Annotated in this window: 22 protein-coding genes; 7 read left to right on the forward strand and 15 right to left on the reverse strand. The window is 53.1% G+C overall.

Features of this window, described 5'->3' with window-relative positions; genetic code table 11:
- The first annotated feature begins 113 nt into the window (after window positions 1–113).
- Together V476_RS24500 and V476_RS24505 are read left to right on the forward strand one after the other, a co-directional pair.
- Window positions 114–770, forward strand: a complete 657-nt coding sequence (locus V476_RS24500) for a glutathione S-transferase (protein WP_373365858.1) — start codon at window positions 114–116, stop codon at window positions 768–770.
- A gap of 107 nt (window positions 771–877) precedes the next feature.
- Window positions 878–1342 (forward strand): DUF3429 domain-containing protein, encoded by a 465-nt coding sequence (locus V476_RS24505; protein ID WP_024960371.1) that lies wholly within the window; start codon window positions 878–880, stop codon window positions 1340–1342.
- A 283-nt stretch (window positions 1343–1625) separates the two neighbouring features.
- On the opposite strand, the gene V476_RS24510 is transcribed toward V476_RS24505, so the two are convergent.
- The 14 genes from V476_RS24510 to V476_RS24555 form a co-directional block, all read right to left on the reverse strand.
- Window positions 1626–2036: an AAA family ATPase gene (locus V476_RS24510; protein WP_024960372.1), complete on the reverse strand. Its 411-nt coding sequence runs from the start codon at window positions 2034–2036 to the stop codon at window positions 1626–1628.
- A 70-nt stretch (window positions 2037–2106) separates the two neighbouring features.
- The gene (locus V476_RS27725) at window positions 2107–4461 is read right to left on the reverse strand and encodes an RNaseH domain-containing protein (protein WP_024960373.1); all 2355 of its coding nucleotides are present in this window, start codon (window positions 4459–4461) and stop codon (window positions 2107–2109) included.
- Window positions 4458–7529, reverse strand: coding sequence for an ATP-dependent DNA helicase (locus V476_RS24520; RefSeq protein ID WP_024960374.1), 3072 nt, complete (start codon window positions 7527–7529; stop codon window positions 4458–4460). The genes V476_RS27725 and V476_RS24520 overlap by 4 nt, the downstream gene beginning before the upstream one ends.
- On the reverse strand, window positions 7513–8550 hold the full coding sequence (locus tag V476_RS24525; protein ID WP_024960375.1) for a restriction endonuclease-related protein: 1038 nt from the start codon (window positions 8548–8550) through the stop codon (window positions 7513–7515). The genes V476_RS24520 and V476_RS24525 overlap by 17 nt, the downstream gene beginning before the upstream one ends.
- Window positions 8551–9246: 696 nt before the next feature.
- Window positions 9247–10512, reverse strand: coding sequence for a zonular occludens toxin domain-containing protein (locus V476_RS24530; RefSeq protein ID WP_024960376.1), 1266 nt, complete (start codon window positions 10510–10512; stop codon window positions 9247–9249).
- 5 nt (window positions 10513–10517) lie between these two features.
- On the reverse strand, window positions 10518–10829 hold the full coding sequence (locus V476_RS24535) for a DUF2523 domain-containing protein (RefSeq protein ID WP_024960377.1): 312 nt from the start codon (window positions 10827–10829) through the stop codon (window positions 10518–10520).
- Between the two features lie 3 nt (window positions 10830–10832).
- Window positions 10833–12203, reverse strand: coding sequence for a hypothetical protein (locus tag V476_RS28745; RefSeq protein WP_181017516.1), 1371 nt, complete (start codon window positions 12201–12203; stop codon window positions 10833–10835).
- 61 nt (window positions 12204–12264) lie between these two features.
- Entirely contained in the window at window positions 12265–12498 is a 234-nt protein-coding gene (locus V476_RS24545; RefSeq protein WP_024960379.1) for a hypothetical protein, read from the reverse strand.
- Window positions 12499–12720: 222 nt separating this feature from the next.
- Window positions 12721–13032, reverse strand: coding sequence for a propanediol utilization protein (locus tag V476_RS27745; RefSeq protein ID WP_080278534.1), 312 nt, complete (start codon window positions 13030–13032; stop codon window positions 12721–12723).
- Window positions 13033–13043: 11 nt separating this feature from the next.
- Window positions 13044–13298, reverse strand: coding sequence for a hypothetical protein (locus V476_RS28400; RefSeq protein ID WP_146050732.1), 255 nt, complete (start codon window positions 13296–13298; stop codon window positions 13044–13046).
- 75 nt (window positions 13299–13373) lie between these two features.
- Window positions 13374–13604, reverse strand: a complete 231-nt coding sequence (locus V476_RS27750; protein WP_024960380.1) for a hypothetical protein — start codon at window positions 13602–13604, stop codon at window positions 13374–13376.
- Window positions 13601–14728: a phage/plasmid replication domain-containing protein gene (locus tag V476_RS24550; RefSeq protein WP_027902978.1), complete on the reverse strand. Its 1128-nt coding sequence runs from the start codon at window positions 14726–14728 to the stop codon at window positions 13601–13603. Before V476_RS24550 ends, V476_RS27750 begins: the two co-directional genes overlap by 4 nt.
- Window positions 14729–15002: 274 nt before the next feature.
- Window positions 15003–15332 (reverse strand): hypothetical protein, encoded by a 330-nt coding sequence (locus V476_RS29010; RefSeq protein ID WP_248833028.1) that lies wholly within the window; start codon window positions 15330–15332, stop codon window positions 15003–15005.
- Window positions 15333–15373: 41 nt separating this feature from the next.
- The gene (locus V476_RS24555; protein ID WP_248833021.1) at window positions 15374–16024 is read right to left on the reverse strand and encodes a phage/plasmid replication domain-containing protein; all 651 of its coding nucleotides are present in this window, start codon (window positions 16022–16024) and stop codon (window positions 15374–15376) included.
- A 113-nt stretch (window positions 16025–16137) separates the two neighbouring features.
- Here V476_RS24555 and V476_RS24560 point away from each other — a divergent pair, with 113 nt between their 5' ends.
- Together V476_RS24560 and V476_RS24570 are read left to right on the forward strand one after the other, a co-directional pair.
- Window positions 16138–16347: a hypothetical protein gene (locus V476_RS24560; RefSeq protein WP_020313137.1), complete on the forward strand. Its 210-nt coding sequence runs from the start codon at window positions 16138–16140 to the stop codon at window positions 16345–16347.
- A 1104-nt stretch (window positions 16348–17451) separates the two neighbouring features.
- Window positions 17452–18288 carry a PhzF family phenazine biosynthesis protein gene (locus tag V476_RS24570; RefSeq protein ID WP_024663266.1) on the forward strand — a complete coding sequence of 279 codons (837 nt, stop codon included), beginning with the start codon at window positions 17452–17454 and terminating at the stop codon, window positions 18286–18288.
- Between the two features lie 209 nt (window positions 18289–18497).
- On the opposite strand, the gene V476_RS24575 is transcribed toward V476_RS24570, so the two are convergent.
- Window positions 18498–19439 carry a LysR family transcriptional regulator gene (locus tag V476_RS24575; RefSeq protein ID WP_024960923.1) on the reverse strand — a complete coding sequence of 314 codons (942 nt, stop codon included), beginning with the start codon at window positions 19437–19439 and terminating at the stop codon, window positions 18498–18500.
- Between the two features lie 130 nt (window positions 19440–19569).
- Here V476_RS24575 and V476_RS24580 point away from each other — a divergent pair, with 130 nt between their 5' ends.
- Genes V476_RS24580 through V476_RS24590 form a run of 3 tightly spaced genes read left to right on the forward strand, consistent with a single transcriptional unit; the run spans window position 19570 to window position 22586 of the window.
- The gene (locus V476_RS24580; RefSeq protein ID WP_024960924.1) at window positions 19570–20862 is read left to right on the forward strand and encodes a CitMHS family transporter; all 1293 of its coding nucleotides are present in this window, start codon (window positions 19570–19572) and stop codon (window positions 20860–20862) included.
- Window positions 20863–22227 carry an acyclic terpene utilization AtuA family protein gene (locus V476_RS24585; protein WP_024960925.1) on the forward strand — a complete coding sequence of 455 codons (1365 nt, stop codon included), beginning with the start codon at window positions 20863–20865 and terminating at the stop codon, window positions 22225–22227.
- A complete protein-coding gene (locus tag V476_RS24590) occupies window positions 22224–22586 on the forward strand; it encodes an AtuA-related protein (protein WP_024960926.1) in 363 nt (120 codons plus the stop codon). The genes V476_RS24585 and V476_RS24590 overlap by 4 nt, the downstream gene beginning before the upstream one ends.
- Window positions 22587–22615 lie beyond the last annotated feature (29 nt).

The raw sequence follows: 22615 nt of genomic DNA on the forward strand, positions 1-22615 counted from the left end.
ACCTGTGGGCATAGGCACATCCTACTCCCGCAGGCTCTACCTGCCAATTGACAGGCAGGTAACTGAATATGACTATCGCATCTCAACAAACTGACGTTTCATCCATCCCACAGATGAAAATCTACGACTGGTTTGACGGTCCCTATCCGGCGCGGGTACGCATCGCACTTGCCGAAAAAGGGCTGCTCCCCAAGATTGATTTTGTGTCAGTCAATCTTTGGACAGGCGAACATAAAGAGCCTGAATTTTTGGCGATCAACTACTCCGGGACTCTTCCTGTACTCGAACTCCAGGACGGGACACTGATTGCAGAGTGCACAGCGATTACGCAGTATCTGGATACTCTGGATGGCAATCCTTCGCTCACCGGACAAACGCCGTTGGAGAAGGGTCTTATCCACATGATGACCAAGCGCGCCGAGATCGAGTTTCTTGATGCAGTGAGCGTTTACTTCCACCACGCCACACCTGGTTTGGGGCCGAAGGTCGAGCTTTATCAAAACGCTGAGTGGGGCGCGAAAATGGGCGAGAAGGCCATACGCGGTATGCGCTATTTCGACAACCTTCTAAAATCCCGGCCGTTCATAGCTGGCGATACATTTTCCATGGCCGATATTGCGGTCTTGGGTGGGATGATCTTCGCATCACTGGTGAAGCTTGCGGTGCCAGAGGAATGTGTCGTTCTCAAAGCCTGGCACGCGAAAATGCAGGAGCGCCCAAGCGTCCAGACTTGGCGCGCGCTAGTGGAGCAGGGGGCACCGAAGAGCTAACGAGTCAGGGATAGTGCATCCACCAGAGCGCTAATAGTGGATGTCACTCATTCTATTGGGGCTTTTGGGCCTGGAGTCTTGAGTGTCGCTCACTGCAAGGAATACACATGAACGCGTTGCCTTCAACCTCTCTGCCAAAGCACGTCAGCCTGCTGGGTTATGGCGGCCTTTTACCGTTTATTTCTCTGGCGCTGCTGATCCCGTTCTCTGGCAACTATCGGCCGCTGTTTGCGATTGCGCTTGTTAACTATGGAGCCGTCATCCTGAGCTTCGTCGGCGCCTTGCACTGGGGCTTCGCCATGACCGCGCAAGACATGAAAGCCGAGCAGCGCAGCGGCCGGTTCATCTGGAGTGTCATCCCTGCACTTATTGCCTGGATTGCCACGTTACTGCCAATGCCATTGGGTTGCTTGCTGATGGTCATCGGCTTTGTTGTCCACCTCTGGCAGGACAGGCAGCTCTCGCAGGTTATAAGCTTGCCCGCCTGGTACCTTCCGATGCGATTACGGCTTACCGCCGTGGCTAGCGTCTGCCTGCTGCTTGCCGCGATAGTTGAGGTGCTTCATTTATGAAGCCTCGTGTGCCCGGTTCTTTGCCTGTGGATGGCAGCCGCTTATCGCGGTTGATGCGTTTTGGCATTTTGGACTCGTCGTCTTAGGCGGCTTTGATATCTGGATGACTACAATCAGAAGCTCATTGTGCTTTTCCAGGCCGAGGAAGGATGAGCCTTGCTCTGAGGGCAAACTGGTAGTCACCTAGGGTGTCGTTCAGCGCTTTCAGGTTAGTTTTCTGGAAACCCTCTTTGCCCCGGCGATACTGATTTTCGAGAAGGTATCGATCCGGCACCTGGGTGTGTTAGCCGAAGACGGTTCGCGTGTACTCCCCAGCCGCATATTCGGTATCGATTCGGGAGCTGTCGATCAGCAGATGTTTGACCGGTCGCCTGTAGCGGACATGTGGTGCACCCGAGAATGTTGAGAACTGCACTGTGTAATACTCGAAAGGGAAGCTCTCCTTGTTAGTGCGCAACAGCTCAAGAATCGTAGGCCCAAAATCTTCTATCAAGGGCACGATAGCCACCCGCAGGCCGTCGCCAGCCGCCTGCGTCAGGTTCTGATATACATACAAGCCTTGATCTTCACCCAGGACACTGCTCCTGCCCGTAGCGTTGTCCCCGATCAACACGTTAGTGCCTGGATCAAAGTGCAGCGTCAGTGCAGGAAAGCTTTTGAAGTTTTGCAACTCTAACTGCGTGATGGCTGGCATTCGCGCTCTTTGTGAAATGCTGGGTGTTATGACTTATACGTGTCTAGTAATGAACGGTTACCAGGCGGCTTTAACCGGCTGATCGATTAGCCTCTGTCTTTCGCCGCGCTTCCATAACTGGATGATCTGCAGCTACTTGCTTGCCAAGGTGCATCGGGCCAGGCAGGCGCAGATGACCATCCCACAGTGGTGGGTTGCGACAGAGCAACGCCACTTGCTCGGCAACCGCAGCTGCACCGTCAAAGGCTCCAGGCTGGATGATGGCAATTTCCGTGACGCCGAGCTGTTGCCAAGGATCCCGAAGATCTCTCTCCCGTACGTCGTAACGGGTGTTGTCACGCTGCGAACGAACGCTGCCAAACTGCTTGGATGGAGACACAAAGTAAAACACTGAGGGACTCTCACAGGACTGGAACGCGCCGACCTTCGTGCCAATGTAGTGGGCTGCTTGCGGCGACAAGGTGTGGCTACCACTGATCTGTGCTACCTGATGGTCCGCACGGATTCGCACTACTGCTGCATCGTCCGGTACGGTTGGTAGCCCCTCACCAGGACTGTCTTTTAGGCCTGCATAAAAAGTTCTCAGGTCTGCATCGAGGCAGACGATCAACGAGTCAGCTGGATTGATTTTGCAATCAAGAAGGGCTTGGGTGATCAGTGTTTTCAATTGATCAGGCGTCAGCAGCGTGTCCGTGGCATGGATCGCAGTCAGTCCCGCGCTGTAGCTGAACCATTTGCCTGCAGACTCTGCGCCAGACTCAAACCAGAAGATTTCAGGGGTGTGGCCACCGAGCGTGGTGCGCGTGATCACGGGTAGAAATTTCGCCCAGCCTTTGTCCTGGAGTCGATCTAGCAGGACTGAAACTACCGTAGTGTTGGCCGGCATCGACTTGACCTTGGGTGTAGGGGCAGGGTGCTGGCCGCTCAACCGAATCGCTTCGATGATCGAGTTGATCGCTTTGAAATCACGGTCATCTTCCTTAGGCTTGCGCTTCTTCACCTGTGCATCGGGGTCAACGTGCATAATGAATTGGGTAGCGATGCCATGCTTCGCCAGCACCCGGCGGATGACGTGCTTGGGATCGAGTCCAGTTTCGCGTGATGCTGCTGATGCACTGGTCTCAACAATCATGACCTTGGCGCCGTTTTGAGCGAGCACTCTGCTCGCCGGAACCACGTGATTCAATAACCATTCGTTGAGGCTGTTCAGGTCATGCTGCCCCTCCAGCATACGCTGCGCATCTGGCACATCCAGACGTGACAGCGTCACACGTGGTGGGGCGACTTTCTTGAAGAACTTGCTGTCCCTGGCCAAGTTTGAACTCGCCCCGTGAAGCCTTAGCATCACGTCTGCGTGAGCTGCCAAGACCATCACGTTCAAGTCGATCACCTCGCCCGTAGCATTGGTCTTTTCTTCGCGCAGAACAGCGACAGATTTTCTGACCAGAAGCGGCTTTGTCCTTGGTAGACAAGCAAGCAGATGGAATCCTGCCTGGTCAAGAAACAGGGGGCCAGTGCCTGACGCGATCAAGGGGTTCGAGGGTGGAATGGCGTAGATAGGGCGCACGTCGCTGTCGACAGGGATATCGCCCTCGATTATTGGAGGAAACGACGGAACCCCCATAAAGGTCAGCAACTTTTCAATGGGATGTTCGTAAAATGTTTCCCAGCCCCCATGCCCGTCGGGCTTGCTCCGGATTTTTGCTTTGACAATCAGGTCGCCAGTTTTGACCCAGGCATGCTTCTTTTGACCCTTGAGATTCGGCATCACCTGAGTCAGCTTTACCCGCAGCTGTAGATAGGGCTTGGATTGGCCGTAGATCAGCACCAATGCAGGCTCGATGGCGTGAAGCGCACTGGCGTAGCGTACGTCGCTTTCCGAAACGACTGGGTCGTCCCAGGCGAGCACGCACCCGTCGGCAGCCTGATAAAGCTTAAGAGGTTTCGCTGCTTGCATTGGCTTCGCAATCAGCGCTTGACCTACCAACCAAGGAATGACTGTGTACGCAAGGGACGATACGTCACCGGACGCGACCAAGCGGGCAGTGTCCATAGGTACCAGGTCGGTGACGACCAGTTTGCCTTCGAATTCGAGCAGTTCTTGTTTGTAAAACTGCATCACGTCCATAGCCCAAAGGCGGAGCGCTTCGTTGATGGTGTCAACGGGCAGGGGCTTCAGCAAAAGGATCGCCGAGACGCCTCCTTCTTTTTGCGGAAACAGGTTCACCTTGACCGGCCCTCCAGAGAGGGTGGCGAGCATTTCCTCAAGCCCTATGGTCGGTAGGCCAGGATGGGGTTTCCTTACCAGTCCCTGAAGAGCTTGCCAGGCATCAAGGTAATGCGGGCCTACCACGACGCGGTAGCTTTGTCCCAAAGCTGCTGGATCGAACTCAAAGAGGCTGGTGCGTAATTCAAGAACCTTCATCGTGCGTCCTTCACTGATCCATTGATGTATTTCAAAAGTGCCGATGCAACGCCGGCATGATGACGGGCAAACTGGTTCCAATCGCCGTCTTGCTTGAGCTGTTCAACGCTCTCGTTAAGCATCAGAGGCCACGGCTTCAAACCTTCGAGAAATGCCGCATCGGCGAAGTAGCAAGTCACAGGTGTGCCGCCCCGGCGTCCACGACCGATCAGTTGGGTGAGGCTCACAAGGATGTTCATGATCGTGTAGTGGCGGATGTTGGCCGGCTGCTGGCTGAACGCGGGGCGGGCGGTACGAATCTTTTGCAGCAGCGCATTGGAATGCTTCCGTTCCTGCATCATCAATACGCCCGGACTGCTGGATGGCGCTACAAACTTGCTGGTTTCGTAACAGATGTGCGCCAGATTGTTGTTGGGGCTATCTGACGATGGAAGAGGGCGTACACAGATCACCACAGCACCAATGGCTGAAAATCCGTCGCTGTTCACAATGTTGTGTCCACGCGCCATTGGGCCCAAGGCGCTGACCAGCAGAGTTTTGTCCTTGTGTCGGCCGTTGGTGAACTCAGCGAGATCATCGTATGCAAGCATCTGCTGTGCATCTAGCGAGGACGGCTTGTAGTCGCTTTGCCGTCCACGAACCCAGCCTACCAGCTGACCAGGACCGCCCTGCATCCTGGCCAGGGTCATGGCCAGAACTTCAGCGTCTGCATCGCTATTGGTGACCAGCAGCAGGCGGGCACGCGTCTGCGTGACGGGGTCGTTGGCCAAGCTTGCAAGTCGGCTGCGTAGCCACGGCCAAATCTCTTTGGCGAATTTTGATACCAGGAATTTTCGCTGCGAGAACTGAGCGCCAGAGATAGCGGTTGTCTGAGGCACATTTTCGAAAGTCACCTGGCCAGCTACATCGGGAACGTCGATGAAATCCTTAGCACGAAGATCGTAAGCGCTAGCGCCGGGGAAGTAGGCAGTCGCCGAGAAGCCGATAAACAATCGCTTTACACCGGCATAGCCCAAGGCGCTGACATCTGGCAGCGAAAGCAGTGTGCTGTGCGGATCCCCACGCATTGCGACAACGTTCAGAGTTGAGTCGTTGTCTCCGGTGTCTTTACGTTTGAAGCCAAATACGGCTCGCTGCAAGGGGCCATTCGGAGTCGGGCTCAGCGGCTCCGGCCCTGCGATACTCCGTTTGACCTCGTAGGCATAAGGTATTTCGGCGTTCACGAAGCTGGGTAGCTCGACCTGAAGGTTGCGCAGGTGCGTTTCGATCGCTTCTAACGTGCCTCGCAAGATGAGTGACGCCTTGAGGCGGATTTGATCGTGCTCCTTGAGACGCGCAGGAAGCAAGTCGCTGTCGGACAACTCTTTGACGAGATGGCCCAGATTGATTGCCAAGGCCTCAAGCTTGTACTGGCCCCCATTTGATTGCCAGTGAGCAAGGTGGTGACTCAGCTTTTCCAGATAGCCCGGTATGCGGTTCGTGCTGTTGAACAAGTGCTCAAGCGTCTCACGATCAATACCAAGCTTTTCGGTAATGAACGTGTCGTCTGCGTCCGACCAAGTGGTTTCTTTCTTTGGCCACTCGAAATATTCCTCTTGCTGGAGGTTCATTAGCTGGCTGACACTCAGCGTGCAGTAGGTAAGCGCCCAGTTCACGCGGTACATGCTGCTTCGATCAATCTCAGGAATGCTGGATCGACCGGCCACTGTATTGAATAGACGGAGCAGCGGGCTGTTGTCACCTTGATTGCCCAGCTTCAATTCGATGACGCTGCTGTCGATCGCAGACTTCAGTAGACCGTCGATTTCGTCGACAAGAAACACCGGTGCTGTTCTTAGCAGCAGCTCTATGAAGCTGCGTGGGCCTGGACACCGGTCTGAGTCGGACAATGGAATGCGGGTTGTTCCGGACAACAGGGCGTGATGGTTAATCACCACGACGTCCGCTTCCAGAGCTTGCGACAGCATCGTTGTTCGTCCGCACTTGAACAGGAAAGGGCAGTGATTCAGCCGCTTTGATTGTTCTGCACGACCTTCTTCCTGTGTCGATACCCGAACGTTAAAGCACGGTTCTTTTCCAGGTTCAACTTGCAGCGTATCCGAGGCATAGGCATCGAGTAAGCAGGCATAGTCGTAGGCCGGTGCAGAATGACCCTGCTGAAATTGAAGCTTTCCGCGCTCGTATACGCGTGTTGCTGAGTGCAGGGGGGCAACCGTGATATCAGGCGCTGTCACCGCAGCGGATTGCTTGAGAATCCGAACCGTGTTCTCAAGCTCAACCAACGTTGGCACCGCGATCACCACCCGGTGTCCTCTGCGAGCAGCATCGATCGACATCATGACCATAGCCACACTTTTACCGGTGCCAGTCGGCGCGTTCACACGATAAAAATGACCTGCGTCAGCTGTGCGTAGCGGATCCGAACCCCAAATGTTGGCCAACGAGCTTCGATGATTCGTGTGCAATCCGGTTGCACCATCGAGTGACTCCGCGAGCTCGTTCAGAGCGTCAAGTTCCCACTTCGTCTCAGGGGCTGCATGGGAGGTTGGGACAGTAACGTACTGGTGGGCGCCACTGAGCACCCCTCGCTCGCTCTGTGGGACGACGAACACCCTGACCTGATCACCTGTGATGTGCTTGAGAACGACATCCCCTGAGTCTGGAATCTGTGCATGAACCGATGGGGGGCGCCCATATCTCAACGCATCTAGGTGCTCCCTGATGAGCTGATCGACGTTCAGGTGGGGTGAAACGCGATAGCAATCCTGCTCGTGGAGCTCACTGCTGAGCTTGCCAGAGTCGACTAACTCAAAGGGGCTACGTTCGCCCTTGATAATTTCCTCTGCGGTCATCACGAAGCGTTTGGGCTGCGCCACGGAGGATGGGCGTAGGCGCAAGCCTTCAGCGATAAGTAGCTGGTCAGGCTCGGATAGCACGTACCAAGTGCTCCAGCCTCGTGTGCGACCCGCGCAGAGCGCTGCTGCGTCCGCCACCATGGGTTCGTTGCCGACGTAACGCGCGGCTAAGGCGAGGAACAGTATGACGCTGGTATCAGAAAGGGGGAGCATGTTTCAGGGCCTCCTTCACACACTGGCTTTGGGTAAATACACTCACCCCAGACTTGCAGCGCTGGCGTAGAAACGGAATGCTCTCCCGCTGATAGTCAGGAATCACGATCCAACGTGGTTTGCTGGAGGGGATCGATTCGATGTGTTTGGCCAACTCGTAAGGGGACACCCAAACCTTGGCATCGATGTCCTGCTCAATAAGGCCTAACTGGATACGGAGGTCTGTTCGATCCACATCCGGCCAGAGACTCACATCAAACCCTTTTCCCGCCAGCGTACTCGCCAGGGCGATTTCGATAAGTCCTGGCTGCAGGGTGAATTTCCACAGCGCAGGTTTGAGCATCAGACGGCCATCGACCGGCTGGCCATGCAGCACGCTGTTGTTCACACGGTTGAGAAGGCTTGTACCTTCACGAACAAAAAGGCTTTTTTTGTCTTGGCACCAGGCTGAGTCGCAGCTGACTTCGTGCCGCTGGGCATTCATTGGCCACCGGCATTCCGGGCACAAGTAGACTAAGCCGTTGTGATACAGATGGAGGGGGATGGGGTCGTAGAACTCGTTCAGGGAGAGGTTGAGCGGGATGAAGACATCTTGGGCTTCAGACGGAAAGATCACGCCGTGCTCAATGAGGAAAAGCCTGAAGTTGCGGTAGTGAATTTCTCCCTCTGCCCGCAGCCGACACGCCTGCTTGACCCTATTTACGCTTGCCTGGACTTCTTCCCAGAGCTGACTGACGTCGAGCTCAAGCAGCATTTCGTTGCAGGTCTGCGTCGCGATGTTGGAGTAAAGCAGTGGGCCCGAATAATCTAGCCTCAGTGCATCCGGCAACCACTTTTCCAAGGGTAGGCTAAGCTGATTTTCAAGCTTGATCGCTGACATGGGGGGAGCGCTAGGCTCCAGGCGCCAGAGCAATGCGGATGCTCTTTGAAGCACGGTAAACGCTTCGGCCCTGTCGGTGCCACACAGCGAGGCGCCTTGGGCTAGAAGGCGGAGCAGGTGCTCGGGGGCGTGCTTGTCCATCTGCGGTACCTCATCTTCCCTGAGCGACTGATCAGCGTTGCAGGTTGCTGAAGACCAATGGCGGCCAAGACAACCTACAACGTGTAAATGTTGGTGGCTAAGCTATCAATTTGCTGCTAAATCGCGCAACGCTTGGTAACGCGATTTGTCTTTCGAATTAATTCAGGACATGAACGCACCGGCCATATCCGCCTCAGTTGAGCATACCAGGCTTGAGCCAACGTCAAAAAATGCCAAACAGCTCATACATTTCCAAGCCGATAGCGCTTCCGATCGCGTACAAGACGTTCTGCCAGAGCACTCTATTGAGAGTCGTTCGGGATTGTAGCTTCGCATGTGGTAGCCGAGGTGTTGGGAGTATTGTTCGCTGAGGAAGCTCAAGTTGATAGGGTTGAAGCTCTGGGTTGTTGATGGCGGCTACAGGCGGACAACATAAGGAAGCACGTAATTTAACATAATATACATTATGCGTACCTCTGGATTCAATGCCGGCCTCGATGTACAGTCCTTTTAATCACCAAAAAGCATAACTCAACTAAATTACCGTTTAGTCGAGTTATAACAGCCAGCAGCGGAAACGCCACCAGAAATGAGGACGGGTTTCCTGCAGGTGCCACTTCCAGTCGATAACATGAGAGTTACAGAGGTCTAGGCGCTCGACGACAGGATTGAATCTGTACATAAGCTCAAGAGCTTTCATTTGATGGTCCTCTGAGTGCGACTGGTATCAGGAATGATGTTGAACCGTGAAGGCTTTGTAGATTGAGCGCTCTGGTCCACAGCTGCGAGCCCTCGCTGCTGACCGTCGCGCATATCATTAAGGCGGTTTGAGGAAAGACCGGCCGGTGTGGCATACGCTGGCTGCTGTTTGGTGTCATCAAAATAACCGTTCTGAACAACTGACATGCAGAAATCAAAAGAAGTAGTCATGCGTGTAGCCTGCTGTGAATAGCACTGGCAGACAGTGTCCTCTCCATTAAATGAACCCGTGCTCAGACCTCTAGACTTCGCAGTCAGCAACATACGAACATCGGTAGAAGCCATACACGTTGGACGTGGAAAATCCCGAGCCTTGTTGGTTTCGTCATATCTAGGTGCAGACGACTCAACGTCAGCAATTCTAGGCTTGTACTGCTGTACATATTCCTGAGCTGGCTGAACTGATCGACCTGGAGTGTTGACGGCAGAAGACTGTAAAGTCGAATGCTTGGGCTCAGATGGTTTTAATTCAGAATGAGAGACAACAGGAGCCTCACTTTCAGGGGCTTTACTCTTCATGATGTACCAGAAACCACCACCAAGCAAAGCGATAGGTATGAGAACAGCAGCGATAAGCAAAGGGATAACCTTGTAATAACTAGGCGTGACCTTTTTATGAGTATGAACGGTTGATGACTTATAAAGGCCAAAGTAATGACTATCGAACTCAATTTTCGACTCCTGAGCCATCTTGAAATTAGTGCGATTCTCAGGCCTGTCAATACACATTTCGTACTCATGACGGAATATGCCTTTAGTCCTGCCATATGGGCGGATAAAGTTAATATGCCTTCCTACAAGCTTCCTGACAGGCGAGCAGATAAGTGATGGATGCTGGGTAATTATATGAACATCCCAACCATGGTGACGATGCTTCTCAAAACGGGTGATCTTTTCAACACGACCACGAACGTCAGTACCGAAAGTGCCTTGAGCCTCATCTATTACGATAACGCAGCCATCTGGCAAGTTGTACCATAGCTCAGGAGTGTCCCATTCAACCCAGTTAGACTTAAGCTTATCTACTTTAAGTTCAGGAATGCCATGATAATAAATGACACGCGGGGGTAAATTTGGATCGTCAGGATCCTTGTGAAGACGAAGCAAGGGATTATCTGGATCGGCAGCATGCTCCAAATCAATCTCTTTAATTGTGTTGAGAGTCTTGCCAGCTCCAGGCAAACCAGTACGAAGAATTAACATGCGCCCTACTCCTTAGGTGTCCATTTCATAGTTGTTTTGCTGCCAGCCTTATTCATGCCAGCAAGCAAGGCGCGGGCAATATATGCAGAAAATAAGATATTCAAACAAACATCAACCTTGAGCATTCCAAGGACTGAAATCCAGTCAGCAGGCAAACTGCCAAGCTGGGAGAAAGCATAAACCTTAGCCTTATCGAGAGCAGCTTCAATGCCGATATAACTTATTGCAGCAAAACCAAGTCCGCGTAAAAGCTTCCAGCCTAGGGGAACAATAGACAAACCAAGCATACGAATAAACAAGCCAATAATTGCAGGCATTTATCAGACTCCAGTTGCGATAATTTCAGCAGCACGACGCATAGCGAAGGCAACCATTAAATAACCCATAAAAGTGAAGAATGTACAAAGTCCGGGAACATTGGGGTCAAAGGAAACATTACGACCGGCAAACAAGGGGACGCTAACAGTGCTAAGAACAGGACAAGAAGCACCAAAGCGACTGCTAGTATCAATCATTGATGTGAGATCAAACGTAGAATCAGAATCAGGCTTAATAGGCTTGTAGTCTTCTCCAGCAAACTCTGATTGAAGTTCGGACTTTAAGTCAGCTATCTTTTTCTCAGTAAGATCGCGATATTCTTTATCAGCGCAACGTGATTGTTGTTCCTGACGAAGTACAGCGCATTGAATTACATCACCGGTGCAAGAAACTACAGTTTGACACTGCATATCACCAGAAACCTGAGCGTCATCCTCACCGCATTTGTCACCTTCACAAGTACCATCACCAGTGCCGGAACCAGAACCTGAACCACTGCCTGATCCGCTACCAGAACCTGAGCCTGAACCAGTACCACTACCGGAACCTGAGCCTGAACCACTGCCAGAGCCAGAACCAGAACCAGAACCGCTACCAGAGCCTGATCCACTACCAGAGCCACTACCGGAACCTGAGCCTGAACCACTGCCAGAACCAGAACCAGAGGCACTACCAGAGCCTGAACCACTACCAGAGCCACTGCCGGAACCAGAACCTGTGCCAGTGTCGCCAGTACCAGTGCCAGGCGTAGGAGTTGGTGTTGGATCAGGTGAAGGTGATGGAGCTGGAGGAACGTAAAGTTCACCAGTTATCGTGATATCTGCTGTGCAGGTAAAGCCGCCTGATGCAGCAGCAGTACAAATGCCTACTCCAGATATAGTAGTTGCACAACCACCGGGAGCTGGAGGAACGGGAATATCAGATGATTGATTCCAACTATAACTTTTTTGAACTGCACCTTTGGCATCTAAACATTTCTGCTGATCAGTAGCGGGAGTATCAGGAACAGGTGTAACTACAGGCGTAGTGATACATTGGCCTGAAACAGAATCAAACGTCTCGCTATCTGAACATGAGCCACCGCCAGCGACGGACCATCCATTGCCACAATCATAAGTTCGACCGTATATCCATCTAGGATTAACTTCTGAACCGGCAATGGCACCTTCAGCTACACACGCCTCAATACCACTGGAATAAGTAGCACCTGTATACGGGCCTTTATAAGTGATAGCCGCATAAGAATTCGACACAAATAAAAAAAGACCAAAAGACAGAAAGAACTTAACGACCGGTGCAGAGTAAGAACAAAGATGCCGTAACCCAAAACCAAACGAAGTCATTCGGATCAATATACATTTTGATGTCCCCATGATTTTCTCCAGACAAAAAAAAGCCCGGAGGGAAAGACTCCCACCGGGCAAACAGGGTTGATTAGGTCCCTGCGCGCATTGCTTTCTTGCCAGCACCGATCAGAGCAGTCAGACCGAACATGGCGGCGGTAACAGCGGCGGCAGCAACAACAGCAGCGGCGACATAGCCCAGGGCTTCGGCAGTGTCGATGGTTTCACCAGCAGCGAAAGAAGGCGAGGCAGTTGCCATCGCGATCGAAGCGGCTACAAGTTGAGCACGGCCAGATTTGCAGAGGAGGAGCAGTTTGTTTTTCATATATCACCAAATCAAAATGAATTGCGGACGGTTTTGCAGACCCAGACGAAAACAAAGAGGCCAAAAAGTGCACCAGTTATTTCCATCCGTTGTTCTGCGGTAATAGCAGGACTGAGAGAGTCCCGCATTTCTTGGACTGTGAAAGTTTGAAGTTGGCCAGTACAAACGGGAGTACCGTCAGACTGAACTTGCCACATTCCGTCACAGCCCAGAAAATTCATGTTAGCCAGCCTTCTGAGCGTTCATTGCAGCAGAAAGAGGAGGAATATTCTTACGGCGACCCTGACGAGGGTCAATATCACTAAGAACAGGACGACCGTCTTTCATGGTAAATGAGTAGTCACACTCATAAGTGCCAGGCTGAGGGACATTAGAATCACCCTCAGCATAGAAAGAACCTTCTTGAGGATAAGGGTAACCGGGAAGATGAACGAATGCCTTGTAAAGAGCATATGGCTTGCCGGATTTAGCAGCGTTACCACGACGAGTGATATCGCCGGTAACCTCTACAAGCATAACGAGTGGAGTTGACATGTTGTTGCCCCTTACAGTGTTGGTAGCCGAGAACTTAAGCTCGGATTACGATATGCCCAACTGGGCGGAATAAGATTTGGAACACGGCGAAACGTGAGAAACTGACGCTTGGCTATTTGCGAGCGTACTTGTTCAGCTGATGAAGCCTGTAAAAACAGACGCATAAGCGAATTGACGAAAGCAGTATCGTCAGCGTTGCCAGAGTTAAAATTATCAAGCTCGGACTCCACGGCATAACGAAGTTGTTGATATGAAGACTTTTCCATGTCACTGCTCCGAAATCCAAATAACAACTCCGGCAATGAGGCCGAAGACAATAAATACAGCAGAAATAATAAGCATCAGTAACCCATCCACTCGGCCATTGACGGTGTACCTTTTTCTTGACGATCAAGAAACCAAATACGCTCAGGTTTAGCGCCCTGCTCTTTCCGAACTTCAATTACAGCAAGTGTTTCTGCTACTTGCTGGGTCAGAACAGGATTCATAAACTCGCGAACGTGACGCTGATGTTCAAGCATGCGACGTTGTCCAGGTGAAAGCTGAATGCCTTGAAGGCTTACAGTCTTCATGCTGCCAACTGCAAATGATTGGCACGACGATACCAAACAGGAACAACAAGACTAGACTTACTTACCTCACGGCACTGGCGAACAAATACAGGTGCAAAACGAGAGGTATCACAAGCATTACGGATATTTATGCCAATACGATTAAGGCGGGCGGCATGAGTTTGGACTTGCTTCTTATTGAAGTCAAAAACCTGACCATGCATCCACTGGATTGCATACATAGCTGTGGTATTGGCTGAACGAGTAGAATCAACGACTTTCTCAGCAACCAATTGCTCACTGATGCTAACTATATCCATAGCTGTCACCTTTAACCTTTCGTCTATTTTAAGAAACTCGCGGTGGAGGTCGCCAAAACGGCTTTCGTTAAACATACCCCAATAACACAGGGCCTCTCGCTGGAGGAATTCACTCTTTAATTCTTGTTCCATACGGACAACGCCGTTCTGAAAACAGTAGTTACGAAGATCAGTTACATACTTAAATTGCTCGGAATCCTCACCATAAAGACGCTTAATCTTAGGAAGAAGGTTCTGATCCATTTCAAATGCTTTATCGTAACCCTTACGATATTGAAGACGACCGCCCTGCCCATTGCCCTTTGGGGTCCAAGAAACAGTTCGGCCATTTGGATATAGAAAACCTATTGAGTGGCCAATTCTCTGACTAGATACGCCACGAAGGTAGGCAAGAACATTGCCCTCACCTAATGCGATATTAGTTGTCAGGTCGATTCGTTCAATCTTGGCCCCATCGGCAACAAGATCACTCGATTTAGAGCCTGATGCGCCTTGGCGGAGAGCAAGGCGTGTGCAACGGGTGAAAGCAGGAAGCCCGTATTCACGCAAAAGCGCGTTATAGACAGATATGCACTGTTCGACTGAAGTGTATCCAAAAAGGTTATCAAGACGCCCTACTCTACTGGGATTGCCTTCGACACGAACTTTTCGACCCTGAACATGGATCGTAACGGACGTGGAATGGCTGGCTTCATGTTTAAAACGAGGCTGGCGAGTACTCAAGACCTCGTTGGTATTGGAATCGATGGTCAACGTGAAAACGTCACAGACCACAGGTAGGTCGTGGTCGTGCTCCTGGGAAACGGTGAGCCAGTCGATCATCATGCGGAGCGTCCTTACACATGCACACAAGTAACATGGAAGAGGAATGTACACATGTGGAACTGCACACGTCAATACGTGTCAACGTGCACACATGTATTATTAGAGGGAATTTGATGAACGGTGATGGCATGGCCACGAACGTAAGACTGACGACTGCCGAGCAGGAAGCTATTCGGCAAAAAGCTATATAATTCAATAAGATACTGATTAAGCAAGGAAAGCAGCCATTACGCGACAGCGAGCTGGTGCACAAAATCCTTGAAAAATCAGTGCCTTACGCAAGGCTTTCAGAATCAGGGGATGTGATTATCGATTCTGAGTGACCGGCAGGCCGTGGGATACCACGGTAAAGTGGGGGTGTAACCTGACCATGCATCCACTGGATTGCATACATAGCTGTGGTATTGGCTGAACGAGTAGAATCAACGACTTTCTCAGCAACCAATTGCTCACTGATGCTAACTATATCCATAGCTGTCACCTTTAACCTTTCGTCTATTTTAAGAAACTCGCGGTGGAGGTCGCCAAAACGGCTTTCGTTAAACATACCCCAATAACACAGGGCCTCTCGCTGGAGGAATTCACTCTTTAATTCTTGTTCCATACGGACAACGCCGTTCTGAAAACAGTAGTTACGAAGATCAGTTACATACTTAAATTGCTCGGAATCCTCACCATAAAGACGCTTAATCTTAGGAAGAAGGTTCTGATCCATTTCAAATGCTTTATCGTAACCCTTACGATATTGAAGACGACCGCCCTGCCCATTGCCCTTTGGGGTCCAAGAAACAGTTCGGCCATTTGGATATAGAAACCTATTGAGTGGCCAATTCTCTGACTAGATACGCCACGAAGGTAGGCAAGAACATTGCCCTCACCTAATGCGATATTAGTTGTCAGGTCGATTCGTTCAATCTTGGCCCCATCGGCAACAAGATCACTCGATTTAGAGCCTGATGCGCCTTGGCGGAGAGCAAGGCGTGTGCAACGGGTGAAAGCAGGAAGCCCGTATTCACGCAAAAGCGCGTTATAGACAGATATGCACTGTTCGACTGAAGTGTATCCAAAAAGGTTATCAAGACGCCCTACTCTACTGGGATTGCCTTCGACACGAACTTTTCGACCCTGAACATGGATCGTAACGGACGTGGAATGGCTGGCTTCATGTTTAAAACGAGGCTGGCGAGTACTCAAGACCTCGTTGGTATTGGAATCGATGGTCAACGTGAAAACGTCACAGACCACAGGTAGGTCGTGGTCGTGCTCCTGGGAAACGGTGGGCCAGTCGATCATCATGCGGAGCGTCCTTACACATGCACACAAGTAACATGGAAGAGGAATGTACACATGTGGAACTGCACACGTCAATACGTGTCAACGTGCACACATGTATTATTAGAGGGAATTTGATGAACGGTGATGGCATGGCCACGAACGTAAGACTGACGACTGCCGAGCAGGAAGCTATTCGGCAAAAAGCTATAGAATTCAATAAGATACTGATTAAGCAAGGAAAGCAGCCATTACGCGACAGCGAGCTGGTGCACAAAATCCTTGAAAAATCAGTGCCTTACGCAAGGCTTTCAGAATCAGGGGATGTGATTATCGATTCTGAGTGACCGGCAGGCCGTGGGATACCACGGTAAAGTGGGGGTGTAACAGCACCCCCACCCGGATGCTGAAAATCGCAGGAGCGAGCATGATCGAATGGATGCTGATAATCGCCTTAGGCGCAGGCTACGAGCTACACGGCGCTTACAAGTCGCAGGAGGACTGCCAGAAGGCAGGAGTCGAACTGATGACTGCACGGTATAGCCTGGGCAAGCCAGGCACTGCCGGGTGCTACAAAAGATTCTCAGTGATGACCAGCAAACCCTAGAAGCTCTCCGCCTTCGCTACGAACAGGGGCTAGCCCCTGAAGCCCCGAGGTGCTGCAAGGAAATTGCCTACGGGACACGACAATCGCCTGTGCTGCACGTTAAGGGTCCGTTGCGGTAAAGCATGGTAATCAGGCGCGAAGGGAGTTTTGCGGGGGCTGGAAGGGCTTTGCACGCGGTCGACACCGGGTGGCATAGAAAAGAAAGGGGCCGCAGCCGTGCGAACTGGTCAGAACAAAGTCTGACGGGAACCGCGCACCAAAGCGTTAACCGGCGATATCGGGACAATTACGACCGGTCACCCCAAAACGATGATAGACGAACTGGGGCCACGCATAATAGACGTTATGGATAAATCAGGCACCGGGGGCTGCGCAATGGTCCCGATGCCTGATTCTGGCCGTTGGCCGCAAGTACCATAACGTCCACACATTATGCGTAACAAAGTATTTCACAATCCAGGCCAGTGCCCACCGCATTTCACCAGGAAAAGGCTCCTGTCGAAACATGCCAATCAGCCTCGAATCTAACCTGAGCGAAACCGCCACTAACAAAAACTTGATCGCGGCGATTGAAGCTGCGCTTCCGGCCTTCCGAACGATGTCAGTGGCGACCGAGAAAAACAGAAGCTCAAACTCACTGCATTACCAGCACCAGCGGAGTTTCTACGCACGTTGATCTATCAACAGTACGCTCGCCGAGCGAGCCCTGCGCTGTATCCACCTGGACGCAAGACCTGGCTCTTCGCCGGGAATTTTGTGCGGCGGCAAGCGCGCATCCATGTGGACACTATCCTGCTATGTATTTAGGGTTACCATTCCACGCAAACCAACCTACGAGAGCTTCATGCCCAATACACTGAGTTTTCACCAGGTTGATGTATTCGCTAACAAGCCCTTGGAAGGCAATGCCCTCGCAGTCGTAAGCGACGCCGATGATCTGACCACCGAACAAATGGCCGCGTTCGCACGTTGGACAAACCTTAGCGAGACTACATTTCTCATGCGTCCTACCCATCCTGATGCGGATTATCGCGTACGTATCTTTACGCCAATGCGTGAACTTCCCTTTGCTGGCCACCCTACCTTAGGCAGCTGTTACGTGTGGCTGGGGGATAATGGTTTTTCGCAAAGTAAAGAAGTCGTTCAGGAGTGTGGTGCAGGCTTAGTTAACATCCGCCGCGACGGCACTCGCCTGGCTTTCACGGCACCACCATTGCTGCGTGGAGGTGCGGTTGAAGACGATGTTTTGCACCGCATCATCGATGGATTGGGTGTTGCACCTGACCGTATTATTGCGAGCCAATGGGCAGACAACGGTCCGGGTTGGGTTGTGGTAATGCTGCGCTCACGTGAAGAGTTGTTGGCAATACATCCAGACTATGCAGCACTGAACGGGTTAAACGTAGGTGCCTTTGCGCCTTGGATCGGGCGAGATGCAGGAGCTGATATTGAAGTTCGAGCCTTCATTAGTGACAGGTCTGCCGAAGACCCTGTTACTGGTAGCCTTAATGCAGGCCTTGCCCAATGGCTAATACCAGCTGGGCTAATGCCGAAACGATATACTGTCAGCCAAGGTACGGCTTTAGGGCGTCACGGACGAATTCAGGTAGAACAAATTGGCGAGCGCATCTGGGTTGGTGGTGAGGTTCAAAAATGCATTACCGGCCGAGTCTCTTTTTAGTAGATGATTGAAAATCCGGTTGAGTCAGTGAGCTTTTCAGAACGCTTTTCCAAGAAAACTTGAGAAACCAGAACAACCGCCCTCACCCAACCTTAAAATCACTGAGATTAATAACTCAACTAAACAGTCATTTAGTTGAGTTATCCATCAACACCAACAAGCGCCCCTCCTGCACTTTACCCAAACATAAAACACTCAACGGTTGACGATCAACGGCGCGGCATAACAGTCTCATTATGAGCAACAGCTTCAGTACGGCTGTGATGGCCGAGCGTGCGCAGATCCTCCAGCAACCGAACAAATTCGACGACGGCGGGAGCCATTGTTTGCTCCGTACGGGTAATAAGCCCAATCTGCCGAACAACACCCGGATGATCGATTGGCACTTTACTCAGGTCTCCCCGCCCATCGTCCGCCGACTCCGGAAGAAGCGTAATGCCCTGCCCCTGTCTGACCAACGCCAGTACCGTAGACATGTAATTGGCTTCCAGACCCGCAGATAAAGGCAGTTGCTCGTCAGCAAACACTCGCTCGACAAGATCGCGAACACTGCTTTCCCTGCCGGTAAGAACGATCGGGAAACCAGCTATCTCGTTCAGTTTCACTGCGCGGCGATTCGCCAAGGGATGGTCTTTTGGAGCGAACAGGCACAACCGGTCTTCCAGGATGGCGTTGAACTCCAGCCCATGGGTGGGCCGAGCCTGCACGCCTAATCCGAAATCCACTTCGCGCTCCATGACAAGCGCATCGATTCGTTGCGCGACGACATCTCGCAGCCTGACCTCGACACCGGGAAACCGTTCGCGAAACGTCTTCAACACTGCAGGCAGTACGCCTGAACACAGCGACGGCAACGCGGCGATGGTGATCAACCCGCGTCGTGAGGCTGCAATGTCCCGCGCGGCACTAACGATGTTGTCCAGATCCAGCAGCAGTTTCTCCATAGGCAAAAGCGCATTTTGGCCAGCCCCGGTCAAGCAGACATGACGTGGGCTTCGTTCCAGCAAGGCAACGCCGAGCCAATCCTCCAGTTGCTGGATTTGCACGGTCAGTGCAGACGGCGACAAGTTGAGAGCGGTTGCAGCCTTGGAAAAACTGCCGGTCTGAGCCACTGACAGGAAGGCGCGAATGTGCTGGATCGAATTCTTCATTTTTTTTTCCGAACATGACCCACTGAATATTTCAATTCACAGAGCATAGCGTCGTTGCTATTACTCTTGCAAAACAACAATAGGGCGTCTCGTCGCTGCCGCGCACAGGGATGCCAAAGAGGACCAGCCTATGCTCGCTACACTCGGTGTGATAACCATTCTTGCCATGCTCGTCAGCATTATGAGCAAACGCATATCTCCCCTGGTTGCCTTGATCGCCCTGCCGATCATCGCCGCCCTCCTCGCTGGCTTTGGTCTGCAAACCAGTGGCTTCATCATCACAGGCATCAAGAACGTTGCGCCCGTAGTCGGGATGTTTGTGTTCGCCATCCTCTTCTTCGGCATCATGACGGATGCCGGCATGCTCGATCCGATCATCGACCGCATCCTCAAACGGGTCGGTACACGGCCAACCCGCATCGTCATGGGTACCGCACTGCTGGCGCTGTTGGTGCATCTGGACGGCTCCGGCGCGGTTACCTTTCTCGTGACCATTCCCGCCATGCTGCCGTTGTACACGCGCCTTGGCATGGATAAACGCATACTGGCCTGCGTGACGGCGATGGCTGCGGGGGTCAACTTCCTGCCCTGGACGGGCCCGGTGCTGCGCTCCTCCGCCGCCCTTCATGTGCCGGTTTCGGATCTGTTTCAGCCGCTCATTCCGGTGCAGATCGTCGGACTGATCTTTGTCTTCACCTGCGCGTTTTTCCTGGGACGGCGCGAAGAGCGACGCCTCGGCCTGGGCCCCGACAATCTTGATGTAAAACCCCACCAACGCGTGCTCAGCGATGCCGAGCGTGAACTGCGCAAGCCTCGGTTGTTCTGGGTCAACCTGCTGCTGACGCTGTTGGTAATGGGCGTGATGATCGCGGGTGTTGTCGATCCGGTGGTGATGTTCATGCTCGGCACCGTGATTGCCTTGTGCATCAACTACCCTGCCGTGGACGCACAACGGGCACGCATCGACGCACACGCCAAAACAGCCCTGACCATGGCCAGTATTCTGCTCGCTGCCGGGGTGTTCACAGGAATCATGCAAGGCACCGGGATGCTGAAGGCCATGGCAGAAGTGGCCGTGGGCCAGATCCCGGCCGGGCACGGCAAGCTGATCCCGGTCGTCGTAGGCTTTCTATCCATGCCCTTGAGCCTGCTTTTCGATCCGGACTCCTTCTACTTCGGCATCATGCCGGTGGTCGCCGAGGTCGGCAAAGCGCTCGGCGTTGACCCGATGCAGGTCGCGCAAGCGTCGCTGCTCGGCGTGCATACCACAGGGTTCCCGGTCAGCCCGTTGACGCCAGCAACCTTTCTGCTGGTCGGCCTGTGCAAGATCGAACTGGCCGACCATCAGCGCTTCACTATCCCTTTCCTGTTTGCGGCCTCGGTCATCATGACCCTGACCGCTATGGTCATAGGAGTTTTCTGAATGAAAACCATACGGATTGGTTCAGGGGCCGGTTATTCCGGCGACCGCATCGAGCCAGCGATCGAGCTGGCCGAGCATGGGCAACTGGATTACCTGGTATTTGAATGCCTCGCGGAACGTACCATTGCGCTCGCACAACAGTCGCGTCTGGCAGACCCATCAGCAGGCTACGATCCATTGCTGAGCGAGCGCATGCGCCGGGTCTTGCCTTTTGTGGGCAAAGGCGTTGACGGTACGCGCCGTCGCTTGCGAATCATCACCAACATGGGGGCTGCAAATCCGCTTGGCGCCGCAAGTGAAATACGCCGGATAGCGGCAGATCTTGGCCTGACGGGCTTGAAAGTCGCAGCGCTGACAGGCGATGACGTGCTCGCAGCCCTACTGCAACAGCCCGATCGATCCCTCGACAACGGCAGGTCTCTGCGATCCCTCGGCGACAGACTCATTTCGGCCAATGCCTACCTTGGCGCAGAAGGAATCATCCAGGCCTTGCGCGCCGATGCTGACGTGATCGTTACCGGAAGGGTCGCTGATCCGTCACTGTTTCTCGCACCGCAAATGTTCGAGTTCGGCTGGGCCGAGGACGACTGGGCATTGCTGGGCCGTGGAACCTTGGTCGGGCACTTGCTCGAATGCGCCGGCCAGGTCAGCGGCGGCTATTTCGCGGATCCCGGTTTTAAAGACGTTCCCGACCTCGACCGCCTGGGCTTCCCGCTGGCCGAGATAGACGCGGCAGGCAATGCCGTTATCAGCAAAGTGGCGGGCTCAGGCGGCCGCATTGATACCGCCACCTGCACCGAGCAAATGTTGTACGAAGTGCATGACCCTGCCGCCTACCTGACGCCCGATGTCAGCGCGGACTTCACCCATGCTGGCTTCGAATCCATCGCGAGCGACGAAGTACGCGTTCAGGGGGCGGGCGGACACGCACGTCCCGAGACGTTGAAGGTGTCCGTAGGTTTTCTCGATGGCTGGATCGGCGAAGGACAAATGTCCTATGGCGGCCCCGGCGCGCTGGCCCGCGGGCTGTTGGCGAAGGACATCGTGCTCAAACGACTGGCTCTGACAGGCGTGGCATGTGAGGACATTCAGGCCGAACTGATCGGCGTTAGCGCCTTGCATGGAAGTCACCTGGGGGCGCGCGCCGAGGGCGAGCCCTGGGAGGTACGCCTTCGGGTCGCCGCGCGTTGCGTGGACAAAAGCGATGCGGTACGCGTCGGCAATGAAGTAGAAACCCTCTACACCAACGGCCCATACGGAGGCGGCGGTGCGAGCAAATCAGTCCGCCAGGTGGTCGCGGTGGCGTCACTGTTTGTGCCGAGAGACCACGTCAACCTGCACGTACACCTGGAGCTCCTGGCATGAACACCACCAAACTGCGGGACATCGCTCACGCACGTACCGGTGACAAGGGTGACGTCTCCAATATCTCCATCGTTGCCTTTCACATCGACGATTATGCACGTCTGGCTGAGCTGCTCACGGTTGAGCGGGTCACTGCACACTTCGCCGAACTGCTGGACCTGAATGGGCCACCCGTAAGGCGCTACGAACTGCCTTGTGTAGGTGCGCTCAACTTCGTCCTGCCCGGCATCCTGCGTGGCGGAGTCACACGGTCACTGGCGCTCGACGCCCACGGCAAGGCTCTGGGGGCCGCCCTGCTCGATCTGGCTCTGGAATGGCAAGCCGCGCCACCCGATGCATCACTTCGGTCGACCAGCTAACGGCGCACTTTGGCGCACCCTGCACGCAT

The organism is Pseudomonas syringae KCTC 12500 (assembly GCF_000507185.2).
Classification (GTDB): Bacteria; Pseudomonadota; Gammaproteobacteria; order Pseudomonadales; family Pseudomonadaceae; genus Aquipseudomonas; species Aquipseudomonas syringae.

Bases quoted from the DNA above. Each gene is read 5' to 3' on its own strand.
- V476_RS24500 (WP_373365858.1), top strand. From the start codon at position 114: ATGAAAATCTACGACTGGTTTGACGGTCCCTATCCGGCGCGGGTACGC.
- V476_RS24505 (WP_024960371.1), top strand. From the start codon at position 878: ATGAACGCGTTGCCTTCAACCTCTCTGCCAAAGCACGTCAGCCTGCTG.
- V476_RS24510 (WP_024960372.1), bottom strand. From the start codon at position 2,036: ATGCCAGCCATCACGCAGTTAGAGTTGCAAAACTTCAAAAGCTTTCCT.
- V476_RS27725 (WP_024960373.1), bottom strand. From the start codon at position 4,461: ATGAAGGTTCTTGAATTACGCACCAGCCTCTTTGAGTTCGATCCAGCA.
- V476_RS24520 (WP_024960374.1), bottom strand. From the start codon at position 7,529: ATGCTCCCCCTTTCTGATACCAGCGTCATACTGTTCCTCGCCTTAGCC.
- V476_RS24525 (WP_024960375.1), bottom strand. From the start codon at position 8,550: ATGGACAAGCACGCCCCCGAGCACCTGCTCCGCCTTCTAGCCCAAGGC.
- V476_RS24530 (WP_024960376.1), bottom strand. From the start codon at position 10,512: ATGTTAATTCTTCGTACTGGTTTGCCTGGAGCTGGCAAGACTCTCAAC.
- V476_RS24535 (WP_024960377.1), bottom strand. From the start codon at position 10,829: ATGCCTGCAATTATTGGCTTGTTTATTCGTATGCTTGGTTTGTCTATT.
- V476_RS28745 (WP_181017516.1), bottom strand. From the start codon at position 12,203: ATGGGGACATCAAAATGTATATTGATCCGAATGACTTCGTTTGGTTTT.
- V476_RS24545 (WP_024960379.1), bottom strand. From the start codon at position 12,498: ATGAAAAACAAACTGCTCCTCCTCTGCAAATCTGGCCGTGCTCAACTT.
- V476_RS27745 (WP_080278534.1), bottom strand. From the start codon at position 13,032: ATGTCAACTCCACTCGTTATGCTTGTAGAGGTTACCGGCGATATCACT.
- V476_RS28400 (WP_146050732.1), bottom strand. From the start codon at position 13,298: ATGGAAAAGTCTTCATATCAACAACTTCGTTATGCCGTGGAGTCCGAG.
- V476_RS27750 (WP_024960380.1), bottom strand. From the start codon at position 13,604: ATGAAGACTGTAAGCCTTCAAGGCATTCAGCTTTCACCTGGACAACGT.
- V476_RS24550 (WP_027902978.1), bottom strand. From the start codon at position 14,728: ATGATGATCGACTGGCTCACCGTTTCCCAGGAGCACGACCACGACCTA.
- V476_RS29010 (WP_248833028.1), bottom strand. From the start codon at position 15,332: ATGGAACAAGAATTAAAGAGTGAATTCCTCCAGCGAGAGGCCCTGTGT.
- V476_RS24555 (WP_248833021.1), bottom strand. From the start codon at position 16,024: ATGATGATCGACTGGCCCACCGTTTCCCAGGAGCACGACCACGACCTA.
- V476_RS24560 (WP_020313137.1), top strand. From the start codon at position 16,138: ATGAACGGTGATGGCATGGCCACGAACGTAAGACTGACGACTGCCGAG.
- V476_RS24570 (WP_024663266.1), top strand. From the start codon at position 17,452: ATGCCCAATACACTGAGTTTTCACCAGGTTGATGTATTCGCTAACAAG.
- V476_RS24575 (WP_024960923.1), bottom strand. From the start codon at position 19,439: ATGAAGAATTCGATCCAGCACATTCGCGCCTTCCTGTCAGTGGCTCAG.
- V476_RS24580 (WP_024960924.1), top strand. From the start codon at position 19,570: ATGCTCGCTACACTCGGTGTGATAACCATTCTTGCCATGCTCGTCAGC.
- V476_RS24585 (WP_024960925.1), top strand. From the start codon at position 20,863: ATGAAAACCATACGGATTGGTTCAGGGGCCGGTTATTCCGGCGACCGC.
- V476_RS24590 (WP_024960926.1), top strand. From the start codon at position 22,224: ATGAACACCACCAAACTGCGGGACATCGCTCACGCACGTACCGGTGAC.